The sequence below is a fragment of the Pseudomonas sp. EL_65y_Pfl2_R95 genome, from assembly GCF_963971045.1.
Classification (GTDB): Bacteria; Pseudomonadota; Gammaproteobacteria; order Pseudomonadales; family Pseudomonadaceae; genus Aquipseudomonas.
Map to the genome: position 1 here is coordinate 45,910 of NZ_CAXAOV010000007.1, position 23,990 is coordinate 69,899.

A 23,990-nucleotide genomic window follows, 5' to 3' on the forward strand; every position below is an offset into this window, starting at 1 on the left:
CTTAGCCAACAAATGTGGAGTTAAACGACCATGAGTGTGGAAACTCAAAAAGAAACCCTGGGCTTCCAGACAGAGGTGAAGCAGCTGCTTCACCTGATGATCCATTCGCTGTATTCGAACAAGGAAATCTTCCTCCGGGAATTGATCTCCAATGCCTCGGATGCTGTCGACAAGCTGCGCTTTGAAGCGCTGGCCAAGCCTGAGTTGCTGGAAGGTGGCGCAGAGCTGAAAATTCAGGTGAGCTTCGACAAGGAAGCTAAAACCGTCACTCTTGAAGATAACGGTATCGGCATGAGCCGCGATGAAGCCATCGCGCACCTCGGTACTATCGCCAAGTCGGGCACCTCAGATTTTCTTAAGAACATGACCGGCGACCAGAAAAAAGACTCGCATCTTATCGGTCAGTTCGGCGTTGGCTTCTACTCGGCATTTATCGTGGCCGACAAAGTCGAAGTATTTACCCGTCGTGCCGGCCTTGCTGCAAGCGAAGGCGTGCATTGGTCATCGAAGGGCGAGGGTGATTTCGAAGTCGCCACTGTCGACAAAGCCGAGCGTGGTACACGTATCGTTCTGCACCTTAAAGACGGTGAAGAAGAATTTGCCGATGGCTGGCGCTTGCGCAACATCATCAAGAAATATTCTGATCACATTGCTTTGCCCATCGAGCTTCCAAAAGAGGCCGCGAATGAGGCCCAAGAGCAGCCAGCTGAGCAAGAGTGGGAAACCGTCAACCGCGCCAGTGCGTTGTGGACCCGTCCACGCAGCGACGTGAAGGACGAGGAATACCAAGAGTTCTATAAACACGTCGGTCACGACTTCGAGAACCCGCTAAGTTGGAGCCACAACAAGGTCGAAGGCAAGCTGGAGTACACCTCGCTGTTGTATGTACCCGGTCGCGCTCCTTTTGATCTGTACCAGCGTGAAGCACCACGAGGCTTGAAGCTCTATGTGCAGCGCGTGTTCATCATGGATCAGGCAGATGAGTTCCTGCCGTTGTACCTGCGTTTCATTAAGGGTGTGGTGGATTCCAACGATCTGTCACTGAATATCTCCCGTGAGATCCTGCAGAAAGACCCGGTTATCGACTCAATGAAGTCGGCGCTGACCAAGCGCGTTCTGGACATGCTGGAGAAGCTGGCGAAGAACGATGCTGAGCAGTACAAAACCTTCTGGAAAAATTTTGGCCAAGTGCTAAAAGAAGGCCCGGCTGAAGATTTCGCCAATAAAGATAAAGTTGCAGGCTTGTTGCGTTTTGCCTCAACCACTGGCACTGAAGGCGAGCAAGAAGTTGGTTTGGCTGACTACATTGCGCGCATGAAGGAAGGTCAGGACAAGATCTACTATCTGTCTGGCGAATCTTATGCGCAGGTTAAGAACAGCCCGCACCTTGAAGTCTTCCGTAAGAAAGGCATTGAAGTGCTGTTGCTCACCGATCGTATCGATGAGTGGCTGATGAGCTACCTGACCGAGTTTGACGGTAAGTCGTTTGTTGACGTTGCCCGTGGCGATCTTGACCTTGGCAAGCTTGATTCTGATGAAGACAAGAAGGCTCAGGAAGAAGTCGCCAAGGCCAAAGAAGGCTTGGCTGAGCGTTTGAAGGCTGCTCTGGGCGAGCAGGTCGCGGAGGTGCGGGTGTCCCATCGCCTGACGGACTCTCCAGCGATTCTGGCGATTGGTGAGCAGGACCTGGGCATGCAAATGCGCCAGATTCTTGAAGCCAGCGGCCAGAAAGTGCCAGAGTCCAAGCCTATCTTTGAATTCAACCCAGCGCATCCGCTGATTGAACGCCTGGATGCAGAACAGGATGAGGACCGTTTCGGCGATCTGACGCACATCCTCTTCGATCAGGCCGCGCTTGCGGCGGGTGACAGCCTGAAGGATCCTGCCGCTTATGTGCAGCGTCTGAACAAGCTGCTGGTTGAGATGTCAGCTTAATACGTGCAACGAAAAAGCCCGCAAATTGCGGGCTTTTTTGTATCTTTCAGTCCTCAACGAGGGAGTGCAGACATGAGCAATATCAAGGTTCAACCTATCGCATACGAGATCGATGGCGTGCAGTTCGAAGGCCAGCTGGTGTTCAACAGCGCAATCAAGGCAGCACGTCCTGCATTGTTGATGGCGCCGAATTGGATGGGTGTGACAGAGGGTGCAGTTGAGATCGCGCGCAAAGTTGCCGGCGATGACTACGTGGTATTTGTGGCTGACCTTTATGGCAAAACCGTGCGCCCGACCAACGCCGATGAAGCAGGCGCTGCAATGATGCCGCTCAAGGATGATCGGGGCTTGCTGCGCAAGCGCATGCAGGGGTCGCTGAAAACCTTGTTGGCTCAGGGTGACAAGGTTGCACTGGATCAGTCCAAACAGGCGACTTTTGGTTTCTGTTTCGGCGGTTGTTGCGCGCTTGAGCTGGCGCGTGACGGTGCGCCGCTGCGCGCAGCAGTGTCATTTCACGGCACGCTGGACACACCAACCCCTGCTGATGCGAAAAACATCAAAGGCTCAGTATTGGTCCTTGATGGCGCCGCTGATCCGCTGGTGCCGCGTGAGCAACTGGCCGAATTTACCAAGGAAATGACCGCGGCCAAGGTCGATTGGCAGTTGGTGACCTACGGCGGCGCTGTGCATTCATTCACCGATCCGCACGCCAATATGCCCGGCACAGCACAGTACGACGAAAAAACTGCAGCCCGTGCATTTACCGCAATGCGCAACCTGCTTGACGAACGCTTTGCTGGCTAAGCGCGCCAACTGAGCACAAAAAAACGCAGCCGAATGGCTGCGTTTTTTGTTGTTCGGCGTTAATTGATTTAGGCGGCCTGTAGCGGCTTCGTTGCTGCTCGGTGAACCTTGGAGCCCCAGCCACCGTAGAAAACGATATACAGGTAGCAGACCATTGGCACCGCGAATGAGGTGAGCAAGCCAATGTTGTCGGCGAAGAAGCCCTGGATCAAGGGTACGATCGCGCCCCCGACTATCGCCATGCACAGCAGGCCGGAGCCTTTACTGGTTTGCTTGCCCAACCCCTCAAGTGCCAGTGAGAAGATGGTCGGGAACATAATGGAATTGAACAGGCCCATCATAATCAAGGCCCACATCGCAATATGACCGCCCATGCTAATGGCGCTGGCTATCAGCAAGGTGTTAACCACTGCATTGAAGGCCAGCATATGACCCGGCTTGATGCGTTGCATCAGCGCGCTGCCGATGAAGCGTCCGATCATTGCACCGCTCCAATAGATGGCCAGGTATTTACCGGCGACATGGCTGGAAAGCCCGGCAATATCAGGTTGCCCCATCAGGCTCACCAAGTAGCTGCCGATAGACACTTCAGCGCCAACGTAGGCGAAAATACCGATCACGCCCAATACCAAATGACGATGGGCAAATATCGAAGCGCTCCCGCCGGAGCCATCGTCTGCGGCTTGGTGAGTAATGGTTGGCAAGCGAAATAAGGCGATAACAACCGCAATGGCACCGAGCAACGCCGCCAAGACCAGATAAGGCACTTTCACCGAGTCAGCGGCTGAATTGCTGTCGCCAATCTGTGAGGCAGCGCCCACGCCGATTGCCAGAATGGTTACCGAGCCAACCAGTGGGCCAACAGTGGTGCCCAGGGCGTTGAACGCCTGGGTCAGATTAAGCCGACTGGCTGCTGTAGCAGGGTCGCCGAGCACGTTGACATAAGGGTTTGCCGCCACCTGCAACAGCGTTATCCCGGATGCCAGAATAAACAGTGCACCAAGGAAAAATGGGTAAGAGTGCGCAGACGCCGCCGGGTAGAACAGTGTGCAGCCGATCCCGGCGATCAATAAGCCAGCAATAATCCCGCTCTTGTAGCCGATGCGCTCAACCAGACGGCCCGCCGGAAATGACATGATGAAGTAAGCAGTAAAGAAGCTGAACTGAATCATCGAAGCTTGCACGTATGTCAGCGTGAACACAGCCTTCAGGTGCGGCACCAGGATATCGTTGAGCGAGGTAATAAGCCCCCACATAAAGAACAACGAGGTCAGGACGATCAGGGCACGGGTGTGCTTAACCGGCTTGTGATGCATAACGACTCCAATTAGAACGCCACATTCACGCGCGGCAGTGGGCGGCGATTCTACCTGTAGTTTCTATGATAGCGCTAACCATCAGCGGCATTTACTCGCGAATGGGGCGTCAGTGGGGCAGTTCTATGCGCTCGGTTTCGCCTGGCACACGCGGCCAGTCTTGCGCCATCCACGCCTGCCTCGCCTGGTCAATCAACTGCGAGTCAGTGGAAACGAAGTTCCAGTTGATGCGTCTTGGGCCAAGTGGCTCACCGCCAATAATCACCAAATGACATTCTGTGCACGCCAGCAATGTCAGTTCTTCGGCTTCCGGCAGTACTGTCAATGCGCGGGCGGTCAGGTCGTGGCAGCCAAGCTGGGCTTCACCTTCAAGCAGATAAATGGCTCGCTCGGGATGTTCACTGGGAATTGCCAGGCTGGCACCTGCGACCAGTCTGATTTCGGCATACAGGGTTGGCGATTTGACCGGAACCGGTGACTCCAGGCAGAAGCCAGTGCCGGCGATCATGCATATCTTCACGCCCATGCTGTCACTGCGCGGCAATGCCTGCGCAGGATGATGACGGTAAGACGGTTCATCGAGCTGATTGATTTCAGGCAGCGCCAGCCAGACTTGCAGGCCATGCAGGTTTGAACCTGACTTGAGCAAGGCCGCCGGGGTTCTTTCAACATGGGCAATTTGTTTGCCCGCGGTCATCCAGCTGACATCACCAGCAAGCACCAGTTGATCAGAGCCTATGCTGTCTTTATGTTGCAACTGACCCTCAAACAAGTACGTGAGTGTCGACAGGCCAATGTGCGGGTGCTGATTGATGTTCATCCCCTTGCCGGCAGGGTAGTTGTGCTCAAGCATGTGGTCGAAGAATACGAAAGGACCTACGCTGCGGCATTTGGCCGAGGGCAGGGGACGCAAGATGGGCTGGCCGGAAATATCTTCTTGGCGCGGCTTAATGATTTTCAGTTCACTCACAAACAGGTTCTCCTGATGTCATGCTCGACATCTGCTCAAGCGGGGCTGAAAAAGACCACAGCCAGACTGTGTTCTTGTAACAATGTAGTGAATCAGTCGGCTGAACTCATTACGGCTAAATCGACTCTATGTAAATCACGTTATCGGGAGTATTTGAGTTTGTCATTATTTCGTCTGGGTTTAGCTCTACTAGTCGCCGCGACCACTGCAAGCGCTGTGGAGGCGCGAGAATACCGCTACAGCGACGCGCACCTGCATTTTGTAGATTTCTTCCAGGAAAGCGCAGGCCTTGATGAACTGGTTGCCAACATGGCCAAAGCGAATATTGATCATGTGATGCTTTCAGGTATCCCGGTAGCGAAGAAATGGCACGAAAACGAACCCAAGCGGCCTCGTTACTATGCCGGTGACGATGCCAATGCCTATTGGTACAGCGCCACAGACACCTTGATCGCCCATGCCTATAACAAGCTACCCGCTGAACAACGCCGGCGTTTTCATCCGTTTCTCTCGGGCTTTAACCCGAATGATAAAAATGCCGATGCGTTAGTGCGCAAAACCCTCGAGCTAGACCCCGGTTTATGGCAAGGCATAGGCGAGATCTTTACCCGCCATGATGACCTCACTGCATTAATTGAAGGTGACACGCCGCGCGCCAATAACGAGGCGCTGGCGCGGATTTATCACTTGGCCGCCGAGTACGATCTACCGGTGATGCTGCACTCCAACATCACTTCCAAGCGTGAGCGTAATCCGCTGTACCTGCAGGAAGTCGAAGACCCATTGCGCAATCATCCAAGCGTGCGCTTTATCTGGGCGCATGCCGGGACCAGCATGGAGATTCACCGGCATCAGACCAAGCTGAAGTTTCTCTTGCCGACCCTTGAACGGATGCTGAAAACCTACCCCAATTTGTATATCGATCTGTCCTGGACGGTGTTACATCCTTATCTACTGGATAAAGATGGAAACCCGGACCCTGAGTGGGTCAAGTTGGTCAGCAGCTATCCCGCGCGTTTTATGTTGGGGTCCGATGTGGTCGGTCGCTTTGACAGCCTTGAAAGCTACATGAGCGACTTTGCGCCGTTTCTGGATGCCTTGCCCGAAGATGTTGCGCAAAAGGTCGCCCGCGACAACTTCCTCTCCGTGTTACCGCGCAAGGTCCAAGCTGAGCTGAAGGAGCAGGAGGCCAGTGCTGAGTAATTGACCGGTTTGAACCTTGTGTCTTTCAAGCCGGATAAAACTGTAGGGCTCGGCTTGTTTTGTCATTGTCCTGTCATGCTGGTGTCATACGCTCGCGCCATCGAAACGAAGGAGCGCGACATGTATTCCACCCGCATTGGTGCTGTTGTAGCACTCACAGTGATGGCAAGTTTGGTCCAGGCAGAGGTACGCGTTGAAGGGCCGGTTGAGTACGGCGTGTTTGCCACTCAATACAAGGACTTCAAGCCGGGCGAGCGCGTGCTGACACGCAGCAATCAGGAAATTGAAATAACTGACAGCGTACCCGCCAAGCTGGGTACCAAATTTGGCATGCGTTATAAGTTGGCGGGCAAAGCAGCAGAGAGCGAACCGTTGACGCTTCTGTATCTGACCCCTGGTGTGCAAAGCCCTGACGGCAAGCGTCACGACAAATTTGTGGTGACGCAAAAGATGGTGCCTGGCGCACCGATGGACACCATGGCCTTTGAGTTCACCGAACCCTATGAAATCGTTCCGGGTCAGTGGCAGTTTCTTGTCTTCCAAGGTGACCGCAAGCTCGCCGAGCAGACGTTCACCGTACGCTAAGTAAATCGCAGTCAGTAAAAAGGGAGCCCTTGGGCTCCCTTTTTATTTTTGCAGGCTATGCAAGCTACTGCTTACTTGCCCGTCCAGCGTTTCATCACCAGGGTTGCATTGGTGCCACCGAAACCGAAGCTGTTGCTCATCACAGTGTTGACCTGAGCGTTTTCTTGGGTCTTCAGCAGAATTGGCATATCTGCAACTTCAGGGTCCAGTTCATCAATATTCGCTGAGCCGGCGATGAAGTTACCCTCCATCATCAGCATGCAGTAGATGGCTTCTTGTACGCCAGCGGCGCCCAAGGAGTGACCCGAGAGGCTTTTGGTCGAGCTGATCGCCGGGGCTTTATCGGCAAAGACTTCACGCACACCACGCATTTCAGCAACGTCGCCAACAGGTGTCGAAGTGCCGTGGGTGTTGAGGTAGTCGATCGGGTCTTCAACCGTCGACAGCGCCAGCTTCATGCAGCGAATGGCACCTTCACCGCTGGGTGCGACCATGTCGTAGCCGTCAGACGTTGCGCCATAACCAATGACTTCAGCGTAGATTTTAGCGCCACGGGCGAGGGCGTGTTCCAGTTCTTCAACCACAACCATGCCACCACCACCTGCGATGACGAAGCCGTCACGTTTGGCGTCGTATGCACGGGAGGCCTTTTCCGGCGAGTCGTTGTATTGCGTCGACAGCGCGCCCATTGCATCAAACAGGCAGCTCTGGCTGTAGTGCTCTTCTTCACCACCGCCGGCAAAAACCACGTCTTGCTTGCCGAGTTGGATCTGCTCCATGGCTTGACCAATGCAGTGAGCACTGGTGGCGCATGCAGAGGAGATCGAGAAGTTAACGCCCTTGATCTTGAATGGGGTCGCCAGGCAAGCCGATACGGTACTGCCCATGGTACGGGTCACACGGTACGGCCCAATACGTTTGACGCCTTTTTCGCGCAGGGTGTCGATGGCTTCCATCTGGTTGACGGTAGAGGCGCCACCAGAGCCGGCGATCAGACCGGTGCGTGGGTTGGAAACCTGATCTTCAGTCAGGCCAGAGTCTTTGATCGCTTCCGCCATGGACAAGTAAGCGTAGGCCGCCGCATCACCCATAAAACGGATGAGTTTGCGGTCGATCAGTTCTTCAAGATTCAGATCAATCGAGCCGGAAACATGGCTGCGCAAGCCCATTTCAGCGTACTGCGGATTGAAGCGAATGCCAGAACGACCCGCGCGCAGGTTGGCGGAGACTGTTTCTTTGTCATTGCCTAGGCAAGAAACGATGCCGAGGCCGGTAATTACGACGCGACGCATGGAAAAATCCTTTAGAAACTGTCGGTGGAGGTGAACAGGCCAACGCGCAAGCCTTCGGCACTGTAAATCTCGCGGCCATCAACGCTAACCGTGCCATCTGCGATAGCCAGAATCAGCGAGCGAGTGATGGTGCGCTTAATATGGATGTTGTAAGTGACCTTTTTTGCAGTGGGTAATACTTGGCCGAAGAACTTAACTTCGCCAGAACCCAGTGCACGGCCGCGGCCAGGATTTCCTTGCCAGCCCAAGTAAAAGCCAACCAATTGCCACATGGCATCCAAGCCCAAGCAGCCAGGCATGACCGGGTCGCCTTCAAAGTGACACGCGAAGAACCACAGGTCCGGGTTGATATCGAGTTCTGCGACAATCTCGCCCTTGCCGTACTTACCGCCTACTTCACTGATATGAACGATGCGGTCCATCATTAGCATGTTAGGGGCGGGCAGTTGCGCATTACCCTCGCCGAACAGTTCGCCGCGGCTGCAGCTCAACAGGTCTTCGTAGGTAAAGGCGTTTTGTTTGGTCATGCGAGCTCCTCAATAATCCCATGCTACATGGCTGGGCAAGTCGTCAAGGCTGGTTGCGCGACAGGTCGCGGTCAGCTTTCATACACAAATAGACTGTTGCGTTGCCATGAAAGTCACAGCTTACAGTGTACAGTTGTACTCTGCATGTCAATTGTAGCGTAAAGCTGTGGCGTAAAGCTGTAACTTAAAAGCACATTTTAGTTGCTTGTGGCGGATTCGCCTCTAGCACTTTAGTCACTTCTAACCGTGCAATTCTGTATCCGTTAAACCCTTACTTGTTGGAAGCCTGTGGTGCTCAATCGTTCACTTGCAATCTGTGCGCCGTGTCGTCTGCAAATTCAAACTAGCAGATTTACCAGCGGTTTTATGCACCGCTTTTTAGTTAAGGTCGACAAACTGTCACGGCATACTGCTATATGTCACGGGTATTGCCCGGTGGGTGGCCCTTTGCAGGTTGAATTATGGGCTTTTGGCCAGCGCTTGCAGTATGACTCTAGCCTGTTTGGGCTAGCCGATGAGCCTTGGGCCCGTATAATGCGTTCAGAATGCCAGTATAAATGGCGCACAACGGATTTTTTATGACAGAGCAACAACCTATCGCCGTCCTGGGTGGCGGCAGCTTCGGCACCGCAATCGCCAACCTTCTGGCTGAAAATGGTCAGCGGGTTTTGCATTGGATGCGTGACGAGACTCAGGTCGAAGCAATAGTAGCGACACGGGAAAACCCGCGTTATCTCAAAGGCATAAAAATTCATCCTGGTGTTGAGCCGATCAGTGATTTGCCCGCCACGCTTGAGCGCTGTGAGTTGATTTTTGTCGCCTTGCCTTCAAGCGCCTTGCGTCAGGTACTGCAGCCGGTGGCTCAGATACTTGCCGGTAAAATGCTGGTCAGCACGACCAAGGGCATTGAAGCCAAGAGCTTCAAGCTGATGAGTCAGATCGTTGAAGAAATTGCCCCAAAAGCGCGCATTGGCGTTATTTCAGGGCCAAACCTGGCTAAAGAAATCGCAGCAGGCGCTTTAACTGCGACCGTGGTTGCCAGTGAAGACGACGCTTTGTGTCAGCGGGTACAAGAGGTGCTGCACGGTAAAACCTTTCGCGTTTATGCCAGTAACGACCGCTTCGGGGTTGAACTGGGTGGTGCTTTGAAGAACGTATACGCGATCATTGCCGGGATGGCGGCAGCAATGGACATGGGTGAAAACACCAAAAGCATGCTGATCACCCGTGCTTTGGCGGAGATGACCCGTTTTGCTGTGCAGCTGGGCGCAAATCCCATGACCTTTCTTGGCTTGGCTGGCGTTGGCGACTTGATCGTTACCTGTTCTTCACCGAAGAGCCGCAACTATCAGGTCGGTTTTGCATTAGGTGAAGGCCTCGGTTTGGAGGATGCCGTGGCACGCTTGGGCGAAGTCGCCGAAGGCGTCAATACGATTAAGGTACTCAAAGCGAAAGCGGATGAGATGGAGGTGTACATGCCTCTGGTTAACGGTTTATACGCGATATTGTTTGGCGGCCGAACCTTGGCTCAAGTGATTGACAAGTTGATGCAAGCCGAACCCAAAACTGACGTCGATTTTATTTCCACCACTGGCTTTTGAGGCAGGCTTTTTGCGCCTGCATTGATACGCTTCAGGGAGAGACACATGGCTGAAAAAGATACCCTCATCGAGCGCGAGTCATTGCTGCTTCGAGTCTTGTGGATGGTGCTGTTCAGTATCATCTGGCAAGCCGCTGTGCTGTTGTTGGGTGTGGCGGTCGTCGTGCAGTTGGTGTACCGCCTGGTTTACGATGCGCCGAACAAAACCTTGCTTTCATTCGGTGACAGCCTGAGCCAGTACCTGGCCCAAATCGGCCGCTTCGGTACGTTCAATACCGACGCCAAGCCTTGGCCATTCTCCGACTGGCCAACGCCACAAGCACCTCAAGGCGAGGCCCCTCATTCGGTACCACCGGCACCACACCCGGTGCGTGACGAAGAACCTAAACTATGAGCCTTGGCTGATGCGACTTTGGTTACTACGCCACGGCGAGGCGCAGCCAAATGCTGCCAGTGATGCTGTGCGGGCATTGACTTCGCGTGGGCAGGATCAGGTTCGCAAGGCCGCTTTGCAGCTTGAAGGGCGGCCAATTCATCAGATCATTGCCAGCCCTTACTTGCGTACGCAGCAGACCGCAGCGCTGGTCGCTGAAGTGCTTGGCTATCGCTCCCCGATCATCACGGCACCCTGGTTAACGCCTGACAGTCAGTCACGCAATGTGATTCGCCAGCTGGATAAGTTCGCAGATGATGAAGTCTTGTTGGTCACTCACCAACCGCTGGTGGGTGATTTGGCGGGGCTGCTGGTGCATGGCCATAGAGAACAGCCGCTGCCGATGATGCCGGCCAGTCTGGCGGAGCTTGAGGGGCTGATGGTGGCGGCCGGATCCATGGATTTACTGGCTGTGGTGCATGCCCATCACTAACTGAAATAACACTACACAACGAAACATTTCTTCTCTTGCGGGATGCCTTTGGGCATGAAATAGTCAAACCAAGCAATTGCTTGGTTTGGCCCCGAAAACAATAACAAGGGAAGAAACTTCATGGCTGATGCGATTCGTTTACCGCTCGACGCGTTCTACCACCGCGAAGCGCTGCACCCCGATAAGCGCTACCTGGTTCAGCCGCTGCCGGATGGCAGCATCGAGTCGTTAAGCTGGGCAGAGGCCGGCGAACAAGCGCGCCGGGCAGCGCATTGGCTACGCGCCCGAGAGTTGCCGCCCGGCAGTCATATCGCAATCATTTCAAAAAACTGTGCGCATTGGATAATCAGTGATCTGGCCATCTGGATGGCGGGTCATGTTTCTGTGCCGCTGTATCCCAATCTGACGGCTGAATCGATTGGCCATGTGCTTGAGCATTCTGAGTCGGTGCTGGCCTTTATTGGCAAGCTGGATAACTGGCCGGGTATGGCGCCGGGTATCCCAGAATCTGTGCCTACCGTGGCAATGCCGCTGCACCCTGAAGGGCGCTTTGATTTTAGCTGGAGTGACTTGCAAGGTTGCTCGCCGATACAGGACAGCCCGAGCCCAGCACCCAATCAGTTGGCCACCATCATTTACACCTCGGGCACCACCGGCTTGCCGAAAGGGGTGATGCATAACTTCAGTAATTTCGGATTTGCGGCGAGCAATGCCCGCGCCTTATTTAGCGTGACTGAGAATGATCGGCTGCTGTCGTATTTGCCGCTGTGCCATGTTGCCGAGCGTATGTTTATTGAGATGTCGTCTTTCTATGGCGGCCCGACGGTATTCTTCGCCGACAGTCTCGACACCTTTCTGGAGGATCTGAAGCGGGCGCGGCCCACGGTTTTCTTTGCCGTGCCACGTATCTGGACCAAGTTCCAGATGGGGGTATACAGCAAGATGCCAGCCGAGAAGCTCGACTTCTTGCTGAAGGTGCCGATTCTCGGTTCGATTGTCGGCAAGAAGGTGCTGGCGGGGCTTGGCCTGGATGCTATTCGTTTTGCCCTGTCGGGTGCGGCACCTGTGCCCGAAGCGCTGCTTAAGTGGTATCAGCGTATGGGCCTGGATGTGCTTGAGGTGTATGGCATGACGGAGAACTGCGGGTATTCCCACGTCTGTCGTCCGGGTAAGTTCAAAAAAGGTTGGATCGGTCAGAACAGCACCGGAGTCGAGGCACGCATTGCCGAAGATGGCGAGTTGCAGGTGCGCAGTGGCGCAACCATGCAAGGCTATTTCAAAGACCCGGCTAAAACCGCTGAAACCATTACGGCCGACGGCTTTTTGCGCACCGGTGATAAAGGTGAGCAGGATGCCGAGGGTAATTTGCGCCTTACGGGGCGGATCAAAGAAATTTTCAAGACCAGCAAAGGCAAGTATGTTGCCCCTTCGCCAATTGAAAACCGTTTGGCTGTGCATTCGCGTATCGAGCAAGTTTGCGTGGTTGGCGATGGCATGACCCAACCGCTGGCGCTCTGTGTATTGTCTGAAATTGGCCGTCAGGAAGCATCTAACAGCAACCGTGGCGAGCTTGAAAGCAGCTTGATAAAGCTGTTGGAGGAGGTCAATGCGCGGCTCGATCACCACGAGCGTCTGCAAGGCCTAGTGTTGGTAAAGGATGCATGGTCAATCGAAAATGGTTTTTTGACCCCGACCCTGAAAATCAAGCGCAACGTGGTCGAGGATGTGTACGCCAGTCGTTTTTCGGCCTGGAGCGACAGTCGCCAGCCATTGGTTTGGCACGATTAAAACCCTGAGAGCCACACTCGCTGAGTGAGGCAACCTGATTAAAAAGGAAGCTGTATGAGCCTGTGGCGCCAAACACCCGACCTCAATGCATTGAACGCATCGTTGAAAAACACCATCGGAGAACAGTTGGATATCCGCTTCGAGTCATTTGACGACGAGTCGATTACCGCGAGCATGGTTGTTGATTCGCGCACCCATCAGCCGTATGGACTGTTGCATGGTGGCGCTTCGGTGGTGCTCGCCGAAACACTGGGCTCAACCGCGAGTTACCAGTGTATCGACCCAGACAAATTTTACTGCGTAGGGCTGGAGGTCAATGCCAACCATCTGCGGGGTGTGCGCAGTGGGCGCGTGACTGCCGTGGCGCGCGCCGTGCACCTCGGCCGCACCACCCATGTCTGGGACATCCGTCTGAGCACTGAAGACGGCAAGACCAGTTGTATCTCACGCCTGACCGTGGCGGTTGTTGCCCATGGTGGAGACATGCCTAAGTTCTAAAACCTGCGGTTAATCGCAGGCTGTAGAGAAAAGTTTGATGCTGGGCGAGCGGGGCGGTCAGGTTCTCAGTTGAGCTATCCTGTGATGCCCGCTGCAATTTTGTCCAAGATTCGGCCGCTGCGAAGCGGTAGAGTAGTGGCCATGGAACAGACCCAGCACATCATCAGTGGCTTACCCGGCGTACGGTTGATCAACGCCGAGTACCACAACTTTGCCTTTCCCCGGCACTTTCATCTCGAATATCACATCGGTTTACTGTTGCGCGGGCAACACCGCTATGTGTGCCAAGGTGAGCGCCAACAGGCAACAGTGGGCGATGTATTGTTGATGGCACCCGAGCAAATTCATGATGGCGCAAGCCTGACTGGAGAAGGCTACCGTATACGGGTGCTGGCCCTTGACCCACAGCGTATTGAACAGACCAGTCGTAGTTTGACTGATGAGCGCCATGGCACGCCGCGTCTGACCAGTTCATCTGTGCGTAATGAGCAACTGCAGCGGCAGCTGGGCAGCCTGCATGCTTCGTTAGTCAATGGTGACTCTATCCTGGCGCAGGAAAGCTACCTGCTGACTATGTTAGCGACGCTGTTGGATGTGGGCTCCAGTTTGCGGATCAACGACACTGACCCAGGGTTCGACCTGCGCACTTGGGCGCATTTGCGGGAGTGGCTCGAATCGCGGCTTGATCAGCCACCGTCACTCGAAGAAGTGGCCGCTTTTTGTGAGCTGAGCCCGTGGCAAACCCTGCGCAGGTTCAGGCGTCAGTGTGGTTTGCCGCCCCACCAATGGCTGACTCAATTGCGTCTCGAGCGCGCCTTACCCCGGGTATTGGGTGGCGAGTCACTTAGTGAAATTGCCCTGCAACTGGGCTTTTACGATCAAGCGCATTTTTCCCGTCTGTTCCGGCGAACCTACGGTTTGCCCCCGGCAAAGCTGCGTTCAAGCCGCTGATTTAAACCCTTTCTAGCCTTTTATCTAATCTTGTGGAGATTGCCATGCAGGAGAGTTCTGTCTTGCTGTCGCTGACGGCTGTGTTTGTGATTGCACTTATCAGTCCTGGGCCCGATGTTGCGCTGGTGGTGCGAACCTCGATTCATCAGGGGCGACGTAACGGTTTGCTCAGCGCCTTGGGCCTTGCCTGCGGGATATTGCTACACGGCATATTGGTATTAACTGGCGTATCACTGCTACTCAGCCGCTCACCTGTGTTGTTTAACCTGATTCAGGTCGCAGGCGCGGGGTATTTGGCATGGTTAGGGGTGGGGGCTTTACGCGCACGCTTCAAGTCTGCCGGCGCCGCGCAAACAGGACAATTCACCCGCGTTTTAGAACCGTCGGTGATGGGCCCATGGTTGCGTGGTTTTGCCACCAACATTCTTAACCCCAAGGCGCTAGTGTTCTTCCTGGCGTTGTTAAGCAGCCTGATTCCTGCGCATATGTCAGTATCGGGCAAGCTGGCAGCCGCGAGTATTTTATTTGGCGTTGGCTTGCTCTGGTTCAGCCTGTTGAGCATTGGCTTGACCCATCGCAGCATGCAGGTGCGCTTGGTACGCATGGTGCCAACCATCGATATACTCTGTGGTGGGGTTTTTCTGCTGGTCGCGGCGGCGATCCTTGGTCGAGTGGCGGTGGCGACTGGGGTTTGGCAATAGACTGGCAGTTACAGTCATTGTGATAAACGCCGGGGTGCCGGACAATTCATTCAGTTTCGATTGATTGAGTTAACCCATGCCGCATCAACAAACTGTATTTTTCGCCCATGCCAACGGTTTTCCGGCAGCGACCTACGCGAAGTTGTTCGGCGCTTTGGCGCCACAATACCGAGTCGAGCACCTTGGTCAACATGGCCATAATCCAGATTTCCCGGTTAACGAAAACTGGGGCAATCTGGTCTGCGAGCTCATTCATCATCTTGAACAGCGTGAACAGCCAGTTTGGGGCGTGGGTCATTCGCTCGGTGGTGTGCTGCATTATCATGCCGCGCAGTTGCGGCCCGAGTTGTACCTAGGCGTAGCCATGCTCGATTCACCTTTGCTGACTCTGGCGGATCAAATGGTCATTCGCGCGGCCAAGCGCTTTGGTTTTATTGATCGCATCACCCCCGCAGGCCGTACCATTGGCCGTCGTGAAGCCTTTGCTGATGCCGCCGAAGCGCACCGTTATTTCGCTGCGAAAAGCTTGTTCCGTCGCTTCGATCCAGACTGCCTGAGCGCTTATATCGAGCATGGTTTGCAACCGGTTGACGCCGGGTTGCGATTGCGCTTCGATCCTGCAACAGAAATCAGTATCTATCGCAATGTTCCGCACACCAGTGCCGGTCGTCCGCAGCAGCTGAAAGTGCCCCTGGCCATGGTTCGGGGCATGGAGAGTCGCGTTGTTTTACCCCATCACACCCGGCACGTGCGCCATGTGCCTAAAGGCGAGTACCTGACCATGCCGGGCGGTCACATGTTTCCGCTGGAGCATCCGCTGCAAACGGCGGACCTGTTAAAGTCATTTTTTAGCCGCTGGAGCAGTGCCGGCAGCGACGACTCAAATAAGGACATTGCATGATTGAAGAGCTGCGTTTACGTCTGCCGCATATCGAACTCGCGGCTCAGGTGTATGGGCCTGCGGAAGGTAAGCCGGTTATTGCTTTGCACGGTTGGCTGGATAACGCTGCAACTTATGCCCGATTGGCGCCCAAGCTGGAAGGGCTGCGGATTGTTGCATTGGATTTGGCTGGACATGGTTTATCCGAACATCGCCCAGCGGGTGTCAGCTATGCGATTTGGGACTATGTCTACGATGTGGTCCAGGCCGCTGAGTTTCTGCAGTGGGAGCAATTCAGTGTTATTGGCCATTCGATGGGAGCCATAGTTGGCTTGCTGCTGGCCGGCGCATTGCCGGATCGTGTCGAACGCCTGGCACTGATTGATGGCGTTACTCCCCATACACTGGAAGCCGAAGGCGCACCTGAGCGCTTTGGCAATGCGCTGATTGCGCAGATGCTTTTGGCAAAAAAGCGCAAAACCGTTCACCCGGAATTCAAGCGTGCCGTTGAAATGCGCATGAATGGCATGACCTCAGTCAGTCTTGAGGCTGCACAGTTCCTGGCCGCGCGTGGTTTGTTTGAAGTGCCTGGCGGCTATTCATGGAGCACGGACAACCGCCTAACATTGCCGTCTAAGCTGTTACTTACCCACGGGCAGGCGATGGCATTTGCCAAGCGGGTGAGCTGTCCAGTCAGCTTGGTTGTGGCCGAACAGGGCATCTTGCTGGGTAAGGCTAAAGCGGGGTACGAAAAGGTCATCAGCGAGCTTGATTTCGCTGTGACGACCTTGCCGGGCGGTCATCACTTGCACTTGGACGATGAGCCCGGCGCACAGCTCGTAGCAGACTGTTTCAATCGCTTTATGCAGTCTTCTTGACTTGGTAAACCGAACTGGGGAATGGTGGGGCCATTGCAATGGAGAAGCACATGATCGATTTCTACACCGCGGCGACACCCAATGGACACAAAGTTGCGATTGCTCTCGAAGAGCTTGAGCTGCCATACCAGGTGCACGCGTTAAGTTTCGATAAGAAACAACAGAAAGCTCCAGCATTCCTCAAGGTCAACCCCAATGGCCGAATTCCCGCGATTGTCGATCGGGATAATGATGACTTTGCCGTATTTGAGTCAGGTGCAGTACTGGTTTACCTGGCAGAGAAAACCGGGCAACTCATGCCTCAAGATGTCAAAGGGCGTTCAGTGGTGATGCAGTGGTTGATGTTTCAAATGGGTGGTATTGGGCCGATGCAAGGGCAGGCCAATGTGTTTTACCGCTATCTGCCTGAGAAAATTCAAGTGGGAATTGACCGTTATCAACACGAAACCCGGCGCTTGTATGAAGTGCTCGACGCACGACTGGCTCAGGTTGAGTATCTGGCTGGGGAATACAGCATCGCAGATATAGCCACCTTTCCCTGGGTACGTTTGCATGAGTGGGCAGGCGTCTCGATTGATGGTCTCAACAACCTTCAGCGCTGGCTTGACGTCATTGCTTTGCGTCCAGCCGTGCAGCGAGGTTTAAGCATTCCACACCGCGAACAGGACGATGCCAAAGTCGTCAAATCCGCCCAGACAATGTTGGCTCGATAATGATTGGTCTACGAGGTTTTTCTATTATTGCGGGTCTGATGCTTAGCTCTGTAGTGTTTGCAGATGTGGCTGGGAGTCAGGACTTATCCGTAATGCCGCGTTTCACCGGCAGTGAAATTATCAGCTACAGCGACGAGCCGGATCAGGAGCGGATTTATCCGCAAGGCTCTATCCGCCGTATTAGTGGCCGTCTACGTTATGAAAATGAGATTCAGCTCAAGGGCCAACTCACGGCGATAACCTACCGCCTGCCAGATACGCACAGTTCCAATGATGTGTTCAACTCGACGCGTGAAGCACTCCTGGCCAACGACGCACAAATGCTTTACTGGTGTCAGAGCCGTGACTGCGGAGGCAGCAGCCTGTGGGCTAACTCAGTGTTTTTCAAGTCGATCCTTTATGGCCCAGATGAGCAGCAGTCCTTTGCTTTATTTCGCCTGGCAGAGCCACAGCAAAATAGCATTCTTGCGCTCTATAGCATTACTCGCGGCAATCGCCGGGCTTACTTGCACGCTGAACTTCTCGCCAGTGACACGGCGCTGCCGGCACTTTTGCCAACCCCAGCCACACTGTTAAAACAATTACGAACCACAGGGGTGCTGACCTTGTCCAACCAACAAGAGCCAACGCCTGAGTGGATTGAAGTACTGTCGCGGGCACTGAATTCGGACAGCACAATGCGTGTTAGCTTGGCGGGTGCCAAGGCTGAAAGCTGGCGCGAAGCGCTAGTGGAACAGCGCGTGCGCAGTGCACGACTCGAGTTGGGTGACGCGAATGTTGCAGGTTTGCAGGTGAATGTATTGCGTTAACCCGCAATGTAGTTGCCGCAACCTTATCCCCCGCTTGTGGTTGCGATATCGACTGAGGCAAGCTCCTTCGCCGTTTTACAAGGCTCTGCGTTAACCCGCAGGGCCTTTGTTGGTTTTATCCTTTTAGGAAGGTAGAAATGCTCAATAACGATCGCCTGCTGGTGCAAATATTGCTCCTGGCATTGCTGGGTGCAAGCTTGTGGGTGCTTGCACCGTTTTGGTCGGCACTCTTCTGGGCGTCTGTGCTGGCCTTTGCCAGCTGGCCAGTAATGCGCTTGTTAACGCGCCTGCTTAAAGGCCGTGCTTCGCTGGCCGCTGCAATATTGACGGTATGCTGGATATTCATAGTGGCGGGGCCGACCGTGCTACTCGGCTTTAACTTGGCGGATCACATTCGTGATGCCACTGGTTTGATCAAGAACCTTCAAGTGTCTGGCTTGCCAGCACCACCCCACTGGCTTGACAACGTACCCTTGATAGGTGACCGCTTAGTAGCGCTGTGGCTCACTATTGATCAGCAAGGCGCGGCCTTCTTTGAATCGCTGCGGCCGTATTTTGGTCAAGTCGGTAATTGGCTGCTCGAGCGCAGTGCGCAGATTGGCGGCAGTGTGCTTGAGCTGGTGTTGAGTCTTGTGCTGGTGTTCTTCTTTTACCGCGATGGTGAACGCCTTGCTGCATTTGCCCGCAGCCTGCTTGAGCGCTTGATCGAAGACCGTGCCGACCATTACGTGAACCTGATTGCAGGCACGGTGCAGCGTGTGGTCAACGGCGTGATTGGCACTGCGGCAGCACAGGCCGTGCTGGCTTACATTGGCTTTTTGATTGCCGGTGTGCCGGGAGCGTTACTTCTGGGACTGCTTACCTTTGGTGCCAGCTTGATCATGTTTCCACCTTTGGTTTGGGTGCCGGCAGTGGCTTGGCTGGTCTGGAATGGCGAGGTCGGCATGTCAATCTTCCTTGGCATATGGGGCGTGCTGATCATCAGCGGTGTGGACAATATTCTTAAGCCTTACTTGATCAGTCGTGGCGGTAATTTACCGCTGATTGTGGTTCTGCTTGGGGTGTTTGGCGGGATTCTGACCTTTGGTTTTATGGGCCTGTTTTTAGGCCCAACCTTGCTGGCGGTCGCCTACAACCTGGTCACCGATTGGGTCGCCCGCGGCCAACCCACGTTTGAGACACAGTCTGGTCAGGTGATACGCAGTACAGACAAGCCTATCGTCTAAAGCAAAACGACCGCCTGAAAGCGGTCGTTTTATTTGGGAAGGCCATTAGTGAGGCTTAATGGTCGCCGCGCTCATATTTGTCCAATGTATCTTTGGCAATCTGCCGGCCGAGCATGATTAGTTCGGGGGCTTTGTAGAATTCGAAGAATCGGCACACCCGCTTGGGCACGTTAATCAAAATGTCGGGCGGATACCCGGCAATTTTGTATTGCGCCAGTGACGCTTGCATCACTTCAAAGCTCTGGTTGACCAGTTCGAGTAAAGAGGCTGGGCCGCCAACGCTGGCGATGCGTGAGCCGGAAGCTGATTTCGGCGCCGCTTCTGCATCAGGTTCAGGCGCAGCTGGAGGCTGCTGGTCAGGCCGTTGATCGGCTTGCTGCTCAGGCTGCAGAATATACTCGTGCTCGATTGCAGCGTGGTCTTCAAGCAACAGGATTTGCTCTTCACCCTCAGCATTCTTGCGGCGCAGGGTGGGCAGGCGTGAACCCAGCGAGGCCATCATGTGATCAAAGCGGCCCTTGATCGCAGCGGGGCGCTCTATGACAGGCAATTGATAGTGCTGCTGGTTGTTGGCGTTGAGGTTGACGGCGATAATCAAATCACAATGGCTCGACACCACCGGCACGATAGGCAATGGGTTGAGCAGGCCGCCATCGACCAGCATGCGTGAGCCTTGAATCACTGGGGTGAACAGGCTTGGGATTGCGGCCGATGCGCGCATCGCCTGGTGCAGATTGCCTTCTTGAAACCAGATTTCCTGCTGATTGGTCAGGTCGGTCGCCACTGCCGTGAATGGAATTCGCAGGTCCTCGATGTTGACCTCGCCGACTATTTCACGAATTTGACCGAAGACCTTTTCTCCTCGAATGGCGCCAAGACGAAAGCTGACATCGAGCAGGCGCAGGACATCCAGATAATCTAAGCTCTGGGTCCATTCACTGTATTCTTTGAGTTTGCCGGCGGCGTAGATGCCGCCAACGACCGCGCCCATGGAACAACCCGCCACACAGGCAATATCGTAGCCGCGTGCTTCTAGTTCTTCGATAACCCCAATGTGCGCATAACCGCGTGCGCCTCCTGAACCCAAGACTAGTGCGACTCGTTTTTTCACCGTAAAACCCTCATAACGCATTGTTTTATCAACATACTCGCGAGAGACGTTAGCGCCAAGGCTGTATTTGCTAGAATGTGCCCGCCTGTCGACCTACCAGTGAGAAATCATGAGTGAGCCAATTCGTTTGACCCAATACAGCCACGGCGCCGGATGTGGCTGCAAAATTTCACCCAAGGTGCTGGAAGTCATTCTGGCAGGCAGCGGTGCGCAGAACCTCGACCCAAAATTATGGGTCGGCAACACCTCGCGCGATGATGCAGCAGTCTACGAGATTGATGCTGAGCGCGGTGTGGTTTCGACTACCGATTTCTTTATGCCGATTGTCGATGATCCCTACGACTTCGGGCGAATTGCCGCAACCAACGCCATCAGTGATATCTACGCAATGGGCGGTGATCCGCTGATGGCGATTGCGATTTTAGGCTGGCCCGTCAATGTGCTGGCCCCCGAAGTCGCTCGCGAAGTGATACGTGGTGGTCGCTCTATCTGTGACGAGGCAGGTATTGCCTTGGCTGGCGGCCACTCGATTGATGCCCCTGAGCCTATATTCGGGCTGGCGGTTACTGGTCTGGTGGAAAAGCGCCACATGAAACGCAATGACACCGCAACGGCAGGTTGCAAACTCTACCTGAGTAAACCCTTGGGGATTGGCATCCTGACTACTGCCGAGAAGAAAGCCAGGTTGCGCGACGAGGACATTGGCCTGGCGCGTGATTGGATGTGTACGCTGAATAAGCCGGGTAGTCGGTTTGCCAAGTTAGCTGGTGTGATGGCCATGACCGATGTAACCGGTTTCGGCCTGCTTGGGCACTTGGTCGAAATGGCTGATGGCAGCGGCCTGACTGCACAGGTTGAGTTTGCCAAAGTGCCGCGCCTACCCAGTGTTGAGTACTACTTGGAGCAAGGCTGCGTGCCTGGTGGCACCTTGCGTAACTTCGACAGCTATGGCGACAAGATTGCGCCATTGCCTGAACTGTGCAAGTTGCTCTTGTGCGACCCGCAAACCAGTGGCGGCCTGTTGGTTGCGGTCACCCCTGAAGGCGAAGCTGAGTTTCTTCAAGTCGCCAGTGAATGCGGTTTAAACCTTGAATCGATAGGCCAGATGTTCGAGCGACAGCGCTATGCGGTTGAGGTGGTGTAATGCGGCACGACACCCAGGATTACCGCCAGATTTTCTTGCAAGACGCACCCATGATGGATGCACGCGCACCGATTGAGTTCGACAAGGGTGCATTTCCAGGGGCGGTAAACCTGCCATTGATGAATGACATAGAACGGCAAAAGGTGGGCACCTGCTACAAGCAGCACGGTCAGCAAGCGGCTATTGAGTTGGGCCATCAATTGGTTAACGGCCAGATTAAAGCTGATCGCCTGGCGGCATGGGCGGCTTTTGCCGAGGCAAATCCTGGGGGTTACCTGTATTGCTTTCGCGGCGGCCTGCGTTCACAACTTGTGCAGCAGTGGATGAAAACCGAGTTGGGCATTGCTTACCCGCGGGTTATCGGTGGCTATAAAGCCATGCGCAGTTTCTTGATTGAGACCACAGAGCAAGCCCTTGAGCAAAGCCAGTTTGTGCTGGTGGGGGGTATGACGGGGACTGGCAAGACTGAAGTGGTCGCCCAACTGGACAATAGCCTGGATCTGGAAGGGCATGCCAATCACCGGGGTTCAAGTTTCGGTAAGCGTGCCACTGGCCAGCCGATGCAGATCGACTTTGAAAATGCCTTGGCCATCGACATCCTGAAAAAGCGCGACCGTGGCATCAATCAATTTGTGCTTGAAGATGAAGGCCGTATTATCGGCCGTTGCTCGCTGCCTTTACCGCTGCACAATGCGATGCAGCACTTACCACTGGTTTGGCTCGAAGACAGTGTGGCCGGGCGGGTTGAGCGAATTCTCAAAGACTACGTGATTGATCTGCGTGCGGAGTTTGTTGCGTTGCTGGGCGAGGAGGAGGGCTTTGTAGTGTTCGCCGAGCGACTGCAACAAAGCTTGGCTAATATTCTAAAACGCCTGGGTGGTGAACGGTATCAACGTCTGGCCGCGATCATGGATCAGGCTTTGATTGAACAGCAGAATAGCAATGATGTAAGTCTGCACCGTGGCTGGATTGAGACCTTGTTAATCGAGTATTACGACCCGATGTATGTGTTCCAGCACGAGAGCAAAGTAGGCCGTATTGAGTTCAGCGGTGAGCAAGCGGCAGTGGTGGAGTATTTACGTCAGCGCGCAAGACGCTGATCTAATTCGATTTAATGTTGTCCTATCTAGCAGCTCTAACCTTCGGGTGGTCGTCAATGCTGATGGTCATCGAATTAATCTGATAACTGAGAGGCACTATGAAAGCTTTAATCTGCTTACCTTTGGTTGTTTTGTTGCTTGCCGGTTGCTCGGGAAAAACCGTTAATCGTGATGCCTGTGGCAACCAATTGGACACGGCTTGGAAAGAACTTGATCTGGCCAAGGCAGAAGGTTTCGCTGGCACAGTAAGTTACTCCAAAGCGCTGTCGCTGCTGACTGCGGCTAAAACTCAGCAACAGTTCGAGGCTTACGAAGGTTGCAGCAGCAAAGCGCAAAAAGCGCGTTTCTATATTGGCGAGTCGCGCGCCGGCCGTTAACCCACCCACACTAGGAAATTGCAGATGCTCATCGATTTTAGTCAGCTTGCAGCACTTGATGCCTACCGTTGGCTGGCCTCGACGGTTACGCCGCGGCCTATTGCCTGGGTCTCAAGCCGTTCTGCAGCAGGGGTGAGTAATCTGGCACCTTTTAGCTTCTTTCAGGTGATTAGCGATGAGCCACCTACCTTGATGGTCAATGTTAATCATCACCCTGACGGCAGTCTTAAAGACACTTTGCGCAATGCTCAGGAAACCGGTGAGTTGGTCATTCAATTGGTTTCGTTTACGCATGCCGAGGCCATGAACGCCAGCTCGGCGATCCTGGCCAATGGCGTCAGTGAGTTTGAGCAGTGCGGTATCGCCAGTGTCGCCAGCGAGCGCGTCTCGGTGCCTCGTGTTGCCGGTGCTGCCGTCGCCTTTGAATGCAAGGTCTCGCAAATCCAGCCTTTCCCGCAACACAAGCCCAATTGCAACCTGATTTTCGCCGAGGTTCTGCTGGCTCACATTGATGATGCGGTGCTCAATGAAAAAGGCCGGGTTGATCCGCACAAACTGGATATTGTCGGGCGCCTGGGTGGTATGTCGTACACCCGTACACGCGATACTTTTGACATGATCCGGCCGAGCTGATCAGCCCGCAGCTCGACACCCATCGCTGGGCTCAGGTTAAGGTTGCTGAAATCGTCGACTAATCTCACAGTTTCGTGAGTAAA

Annotated in this window: 25 protein-coding genes; 20 read left to right on the forward strand and 5 right to left on the reverse strand. The window is 54.4% G+C overall.

Going from position 1 to position 23,990, the window contains the following annotated elements; all coding sequences use genetic code 11:
• The first annotated feature begins 30 nt into the window (after positions 1 to 30).
• Together htpG and AACY09_RS20090 are read left to right on the forward strand one after the other, a co-directional pair.
• Complete coding sequence (gene htpG, locus AACY09_RS20085) at positions 31 to 1,935, forward strand: molecular chaperone HtpG (protein WP_339490578.1); 1,905 nt, start codon at positions 31 to 33, stop codon at positions 1,933 to 1,935.
• A 72-nt stretch (positions 1,936 to 2,007) separates the two neighbouring features.
• Positions 2,008 to 2,739 (forward strand): dienelactone hydrolase family protein, encoded by a 732-nt coding sequence (locus tag AACY09_RS20090; protein WP_339490580.1) that lies wholly within the window; start codon positions 2,008 to 2,010, stop codon positions 2,737 to 2,739.
• 68 nt (positions 2,740 to 2,807) lie between these two features.
• On the opposite strand, the gene AACY09_RS20095 is transcribed toward AACY09_RS20090, so the two are convergent.
• Together AACY09_RS20095 and AACY09_RS20100 are read right to left on the reverse strand one after the other, a co-directional pair.
• Positions 2,808 to 4,055: a sugar MFS transporter gene (locus AACY09_RS20095; RefSeq protein WP_339490581.1), complete on the reverse strand. Its 1,248-nt coding sequence runs from the start codon at positions 4,053 to 4,055 to the stop codon at positions 2,808 to 2,810.
• Positions 4,056 to 4,164: 109 nt separating this feature from the next.
• A complete protein-coding gene (locus AACY09_RS20100; protein ID WP_339490582.1) occupies positions 4,165 to 5,025 on the reverse strand; it encodes a pirin family protein in 861 nt (286 codons plus the stop codon).
• A gap of 159 nt (positions 5,026 to 5,184) precedes the next feature.
• On the opposite strand from AACY09_RS20100, the gene AACY09_RS20105 reads away from it, so the two are divergent.
• Positions 5,185 to 6,228, forward strand: a complete 1,044-nt coding sequence (locus tag AACY09_RS20105; RefSeq protein WP_339490806.1) for an amidohydrolase family protein — start codon at positions 5,185 to 5,187, stop codon at positions 6,226 to 6,228.
• 120 nt (positions 6,229 to 6,348) lie between these two features.
• The gene (locus AACY09_RS20110) at positions 6,349 to 6,813 is read left to right on the forward strand and encodes a DUF3859 domain-containing protein (RefSeq protein WP_339490583.1); all 465 of its coding nucleotides are present in this window, start codon (positions 6,349 to 6,351) and stop codon (positions 6,811 to 6,813) included.
• A gap of 71 nt (positions 6,814 to 6,884) precedes the next feature.
• Here AACY09_RS20110 and fabB read toward each other — a convergent pair whose 3' ends face one another.
• Complete coding sequence (gene fabB / locus AACY09_RS20115) at positions 6,885 to 8,105, reverse strand: beta-ketoacyl-ACP synthase I (RefSeq protein WP_339490584.1); 1,221 nt, start codon at positions 8,103 to 8,105, stop codon at positions 6,885 to 6,887.
• A gap of 11 nt (positions 8,106 to 8,116) precedes the next feature.
• Positions 8,117 to 8,632, reverse strand: coding sequence for a 3-hydroxyacyl-[acyl-carrier-protein] dehydratase FabA (fabA, locus tag AACY09_RS20120; protein WP_339490586.1), 516 nt, complete (start codon positions 8,630 to 8,632; stop codon positions 8,117 to 8,119).
• Between the two features lie 578 nt (positions 8,633 to 9,210).
• Here fabA and AACY09_RS20125 point away from each other — a divergent pair.
• The 12 genes from AACY09_RS20125 to AACY09_RS20180 all read left to right on the forward strand — a co-directional run bounded on the left by AACY09_RS20125 (position 9,211) and on the right by AACY09_RS20180 (position 19,542).
• Positions 9,211 to 10,233: an NAD(P)H-dependent glycerol-3-phosphate dehydrogenase gene (locus AACY09_RS20125; RefSeq protein WP_339490588.1), complete on the forward strand. Its 1,023-nt coding sequence runs from the start codon at positions 9,211 to 9,213 to the stop codon at positions 10,231 to 10,233.
• Between the two features lie 45 nt (positions 10,234 to 10,278).
• Positions 10,279 to 10,626 carry a DUF4389 domain-containing protein gene (locus AACY09_RS20130; RefSeq protein ID WP_339490590.1) on the forward strand — a complete coding sequence of 116 codons (348 nt, stop codon included), beginning with the start codon at positions 10,279 to 10,281 and terminating at the stop codon, positions 10,624 to 10,626.
• A 10-nt stretch (positions 10,627 to 10,636) separates the two neighbouring features.
• A complete protein-coding gene (gene sixA / locus AACY09_RS20135) occupies positions 10,637 to 11,098 on the forward strand; it encodes a phosphohistidine phosphatase SixA (protein WP_339490592.1) in 462 nt (153 codons plus the stop codon).
• A 120-nt stretch (positions 11,099 to 11,218) separates the two neighbouring features.
• Complete coding sequence (locus tag AACY09_RS20140) at positions 11,219 to 12,886, forward strand: AMP-binding protein (protein WP_339490594.1); 1,668 nt, start codon at positions 11,219 to 11,221, stop codon at positions 12,884 to 12,886.
• Between the two features lie 54 nt (positions 12,887 to 12,940).
• Positions 12,941 to 13,384, forward strand: coding sequence for a hotdog fold thioesterase (locus AACY09_RS20145; protein ID WP_339490596.1), 444 nt, complete (start codon positions 12,941 to 12,943; stop codon positions 13,382 to 13,384).
• A 141-nt stretch (positions 13,385 to 13,525) separates the two neighbouring features.
• The gene (locus AACY09_RS20150) at positions 13,526 to 14,335 is read left to right on the forward strand and encodes an AraC family transcriptional regulator (RefSeq protein ID WP_339490598.1); all 810 of its coding nucleotides are present in this window, start codon (positions 13,526 to 13,528) and stop codon (positions 14,333 to 14,335) included.
• Between the two features lie 44 nt (positions 14,336 to 14,379).
• On the forward strand, positions 14,380 to 15,036 hold the full coding sequence (locus AACY09_RS20155) for a LysE family translocator (protein ID WP_339490600.1): 657 nt from the start codon (positions 14,380 to 14,382) through the stop codon (positions 15,034 to 15,036).
• A gap of 76 nt (positions 15,037 to 15,112) precedes the next feature.
• Positions 15,113 to 15,937: an alpha/beta fold hydrolase gene (locus tag AACY09_RS20160; protein ID WP_339490603.1), complete on the forward strand. Its 825-nt coding sequence runs from the start codon at positions 15,113 to 15,115 to the stop codon at positions 15,935 to 15,937.
• Positions 15,934 to 16,794 (forward strand): alpha/beta hydrolase, encoded by an 861-nt coding sequence (locus tag AACY09_RS20165; RefSeq protein WP_339490605.1) that lies wholly within the window; start codon positions 15,934 to 15,936, stop codon positions 16,792 to 16,794. Before AACY09_RS20160 ends, AACY09_RS20165 begins: the two co-directional genes overlap by 4 nt.
• Before the next feature lie 50 nt (positions 16,795 to 16,844).
• Positions 16,845 to 17,507, forward strand: a complete 663-nt coding sequence (locus AACY09_RS20170) for a glutathione S-transferase family protein (protein WP_339490607.1) — start codon at positions 16,845 to 16,847, stop codon at positions 17,505 to 17,507.
• Positions 17,508 to 17,545: 38 nt separating this feature from the next.
• On the forward strand, positions 17,546 to 18,316 hold the full coding sequence (locus AACY09_RS20175) for a DUF4892 domain-containing protein (RefSeq protein ID WP_339490609.1): 771 nt from the start codon (positions 17,546 to 17,548) through the stop codon (positions 18,314 to 18,316).
• 137 nt (positions 18,317 to 18,453) lie between these two features.
• Entirely contained in the window at positions 18,454 to 19,542 is a 1,089-nt protein-coding gene (locus AACY09_RS20180) for an AI-2E family transporter (RefSeq protein ID WP_339490611.1), read from the forward strand.
• Positions 19,543 to 19,597: 55 nt separating this feature from the next.
• On the opposite strand, the gene AACY09_RS20185 is transcribed toward AACY09_RS20180, so the two are convergent.
• The gene (locus AACY09_RS20185) at positions 19,598 to 20,653 is read right to left on the reverse strand and encodes a patatin-like phospholipase family protein (RefSeq protein ID WP_339490614.1); all 1,056 of its coding nucleotides are present in this window, start codon (positions 20,651 to 20,653) and stop codon (positions 19,598 to 19,600) included.
• A 109-nt stretch (positions 20,654 to 20,762) separates the two neighbouring features.
• Here AACY09_RS20185 and selD point away from each other — a divergent pair, with 109 nt between their 5' ends.
• The 4 genes from selD (at position 20,763) to AACY09_RS20205 (ending at position 23,907) form a co-directional block, all read left to right on the forward strand.
• Positions 20,763 to 21,797, forward strand: a complete 1,035-nt coding sequence (gene selD / locus AACY09_RS20190; RefSeq protein ID WP_339490616.1) for a selenide, water dikinase SelD — start codon at positions 20,763 to 20,765, stop codon at positions 21,795 to 21,797.
• Positions 21,797 to 22,897: a tRNA 2-selenouridine(34) synthase MnmH gene (gene mnmH / locus AACY09_RS20195; RefSeq protein WP_339490618.1), complete on the forward strand. Its 1,101-nt coding sequence runs from the start codon at positions 21,797 to 21,799 to the stop codon at positions 22,895 to 22,897. The genes selD and mnmH overlap by 1 nt, the downstream gene beginning before the upstream one ends.
• A 98-nt stretch (positions 22,898 to 22,995) precedes the next feature.
• Positions 22,996 to 23,274 carry a hypothetical protein gene (locus tag AACY09_RS20200; RefSeq protein ID WP_339490620.1) on the forward strand — a complete coding sequence of 93 codons (279 nt, stop codon included), beginning with the start codon at positions 22,996 to 22,998 and terminating at the stop codon, positions 23,272 to 23,274.
• A 24-nt stretch (positions 23,275 to 23,298) separates the two neighbouring features.
• Entirely contained in the window at positions 23,299 to 23,907 is a 609-nt protein-coding gene (locus AACY09_RS20205) for a flavin reductase family protein (RefSeq protein WP_339490623.1), read from the forward strand.
• Positions 23,908 to 23,990 lie beyond the last annotated feature (83 nt).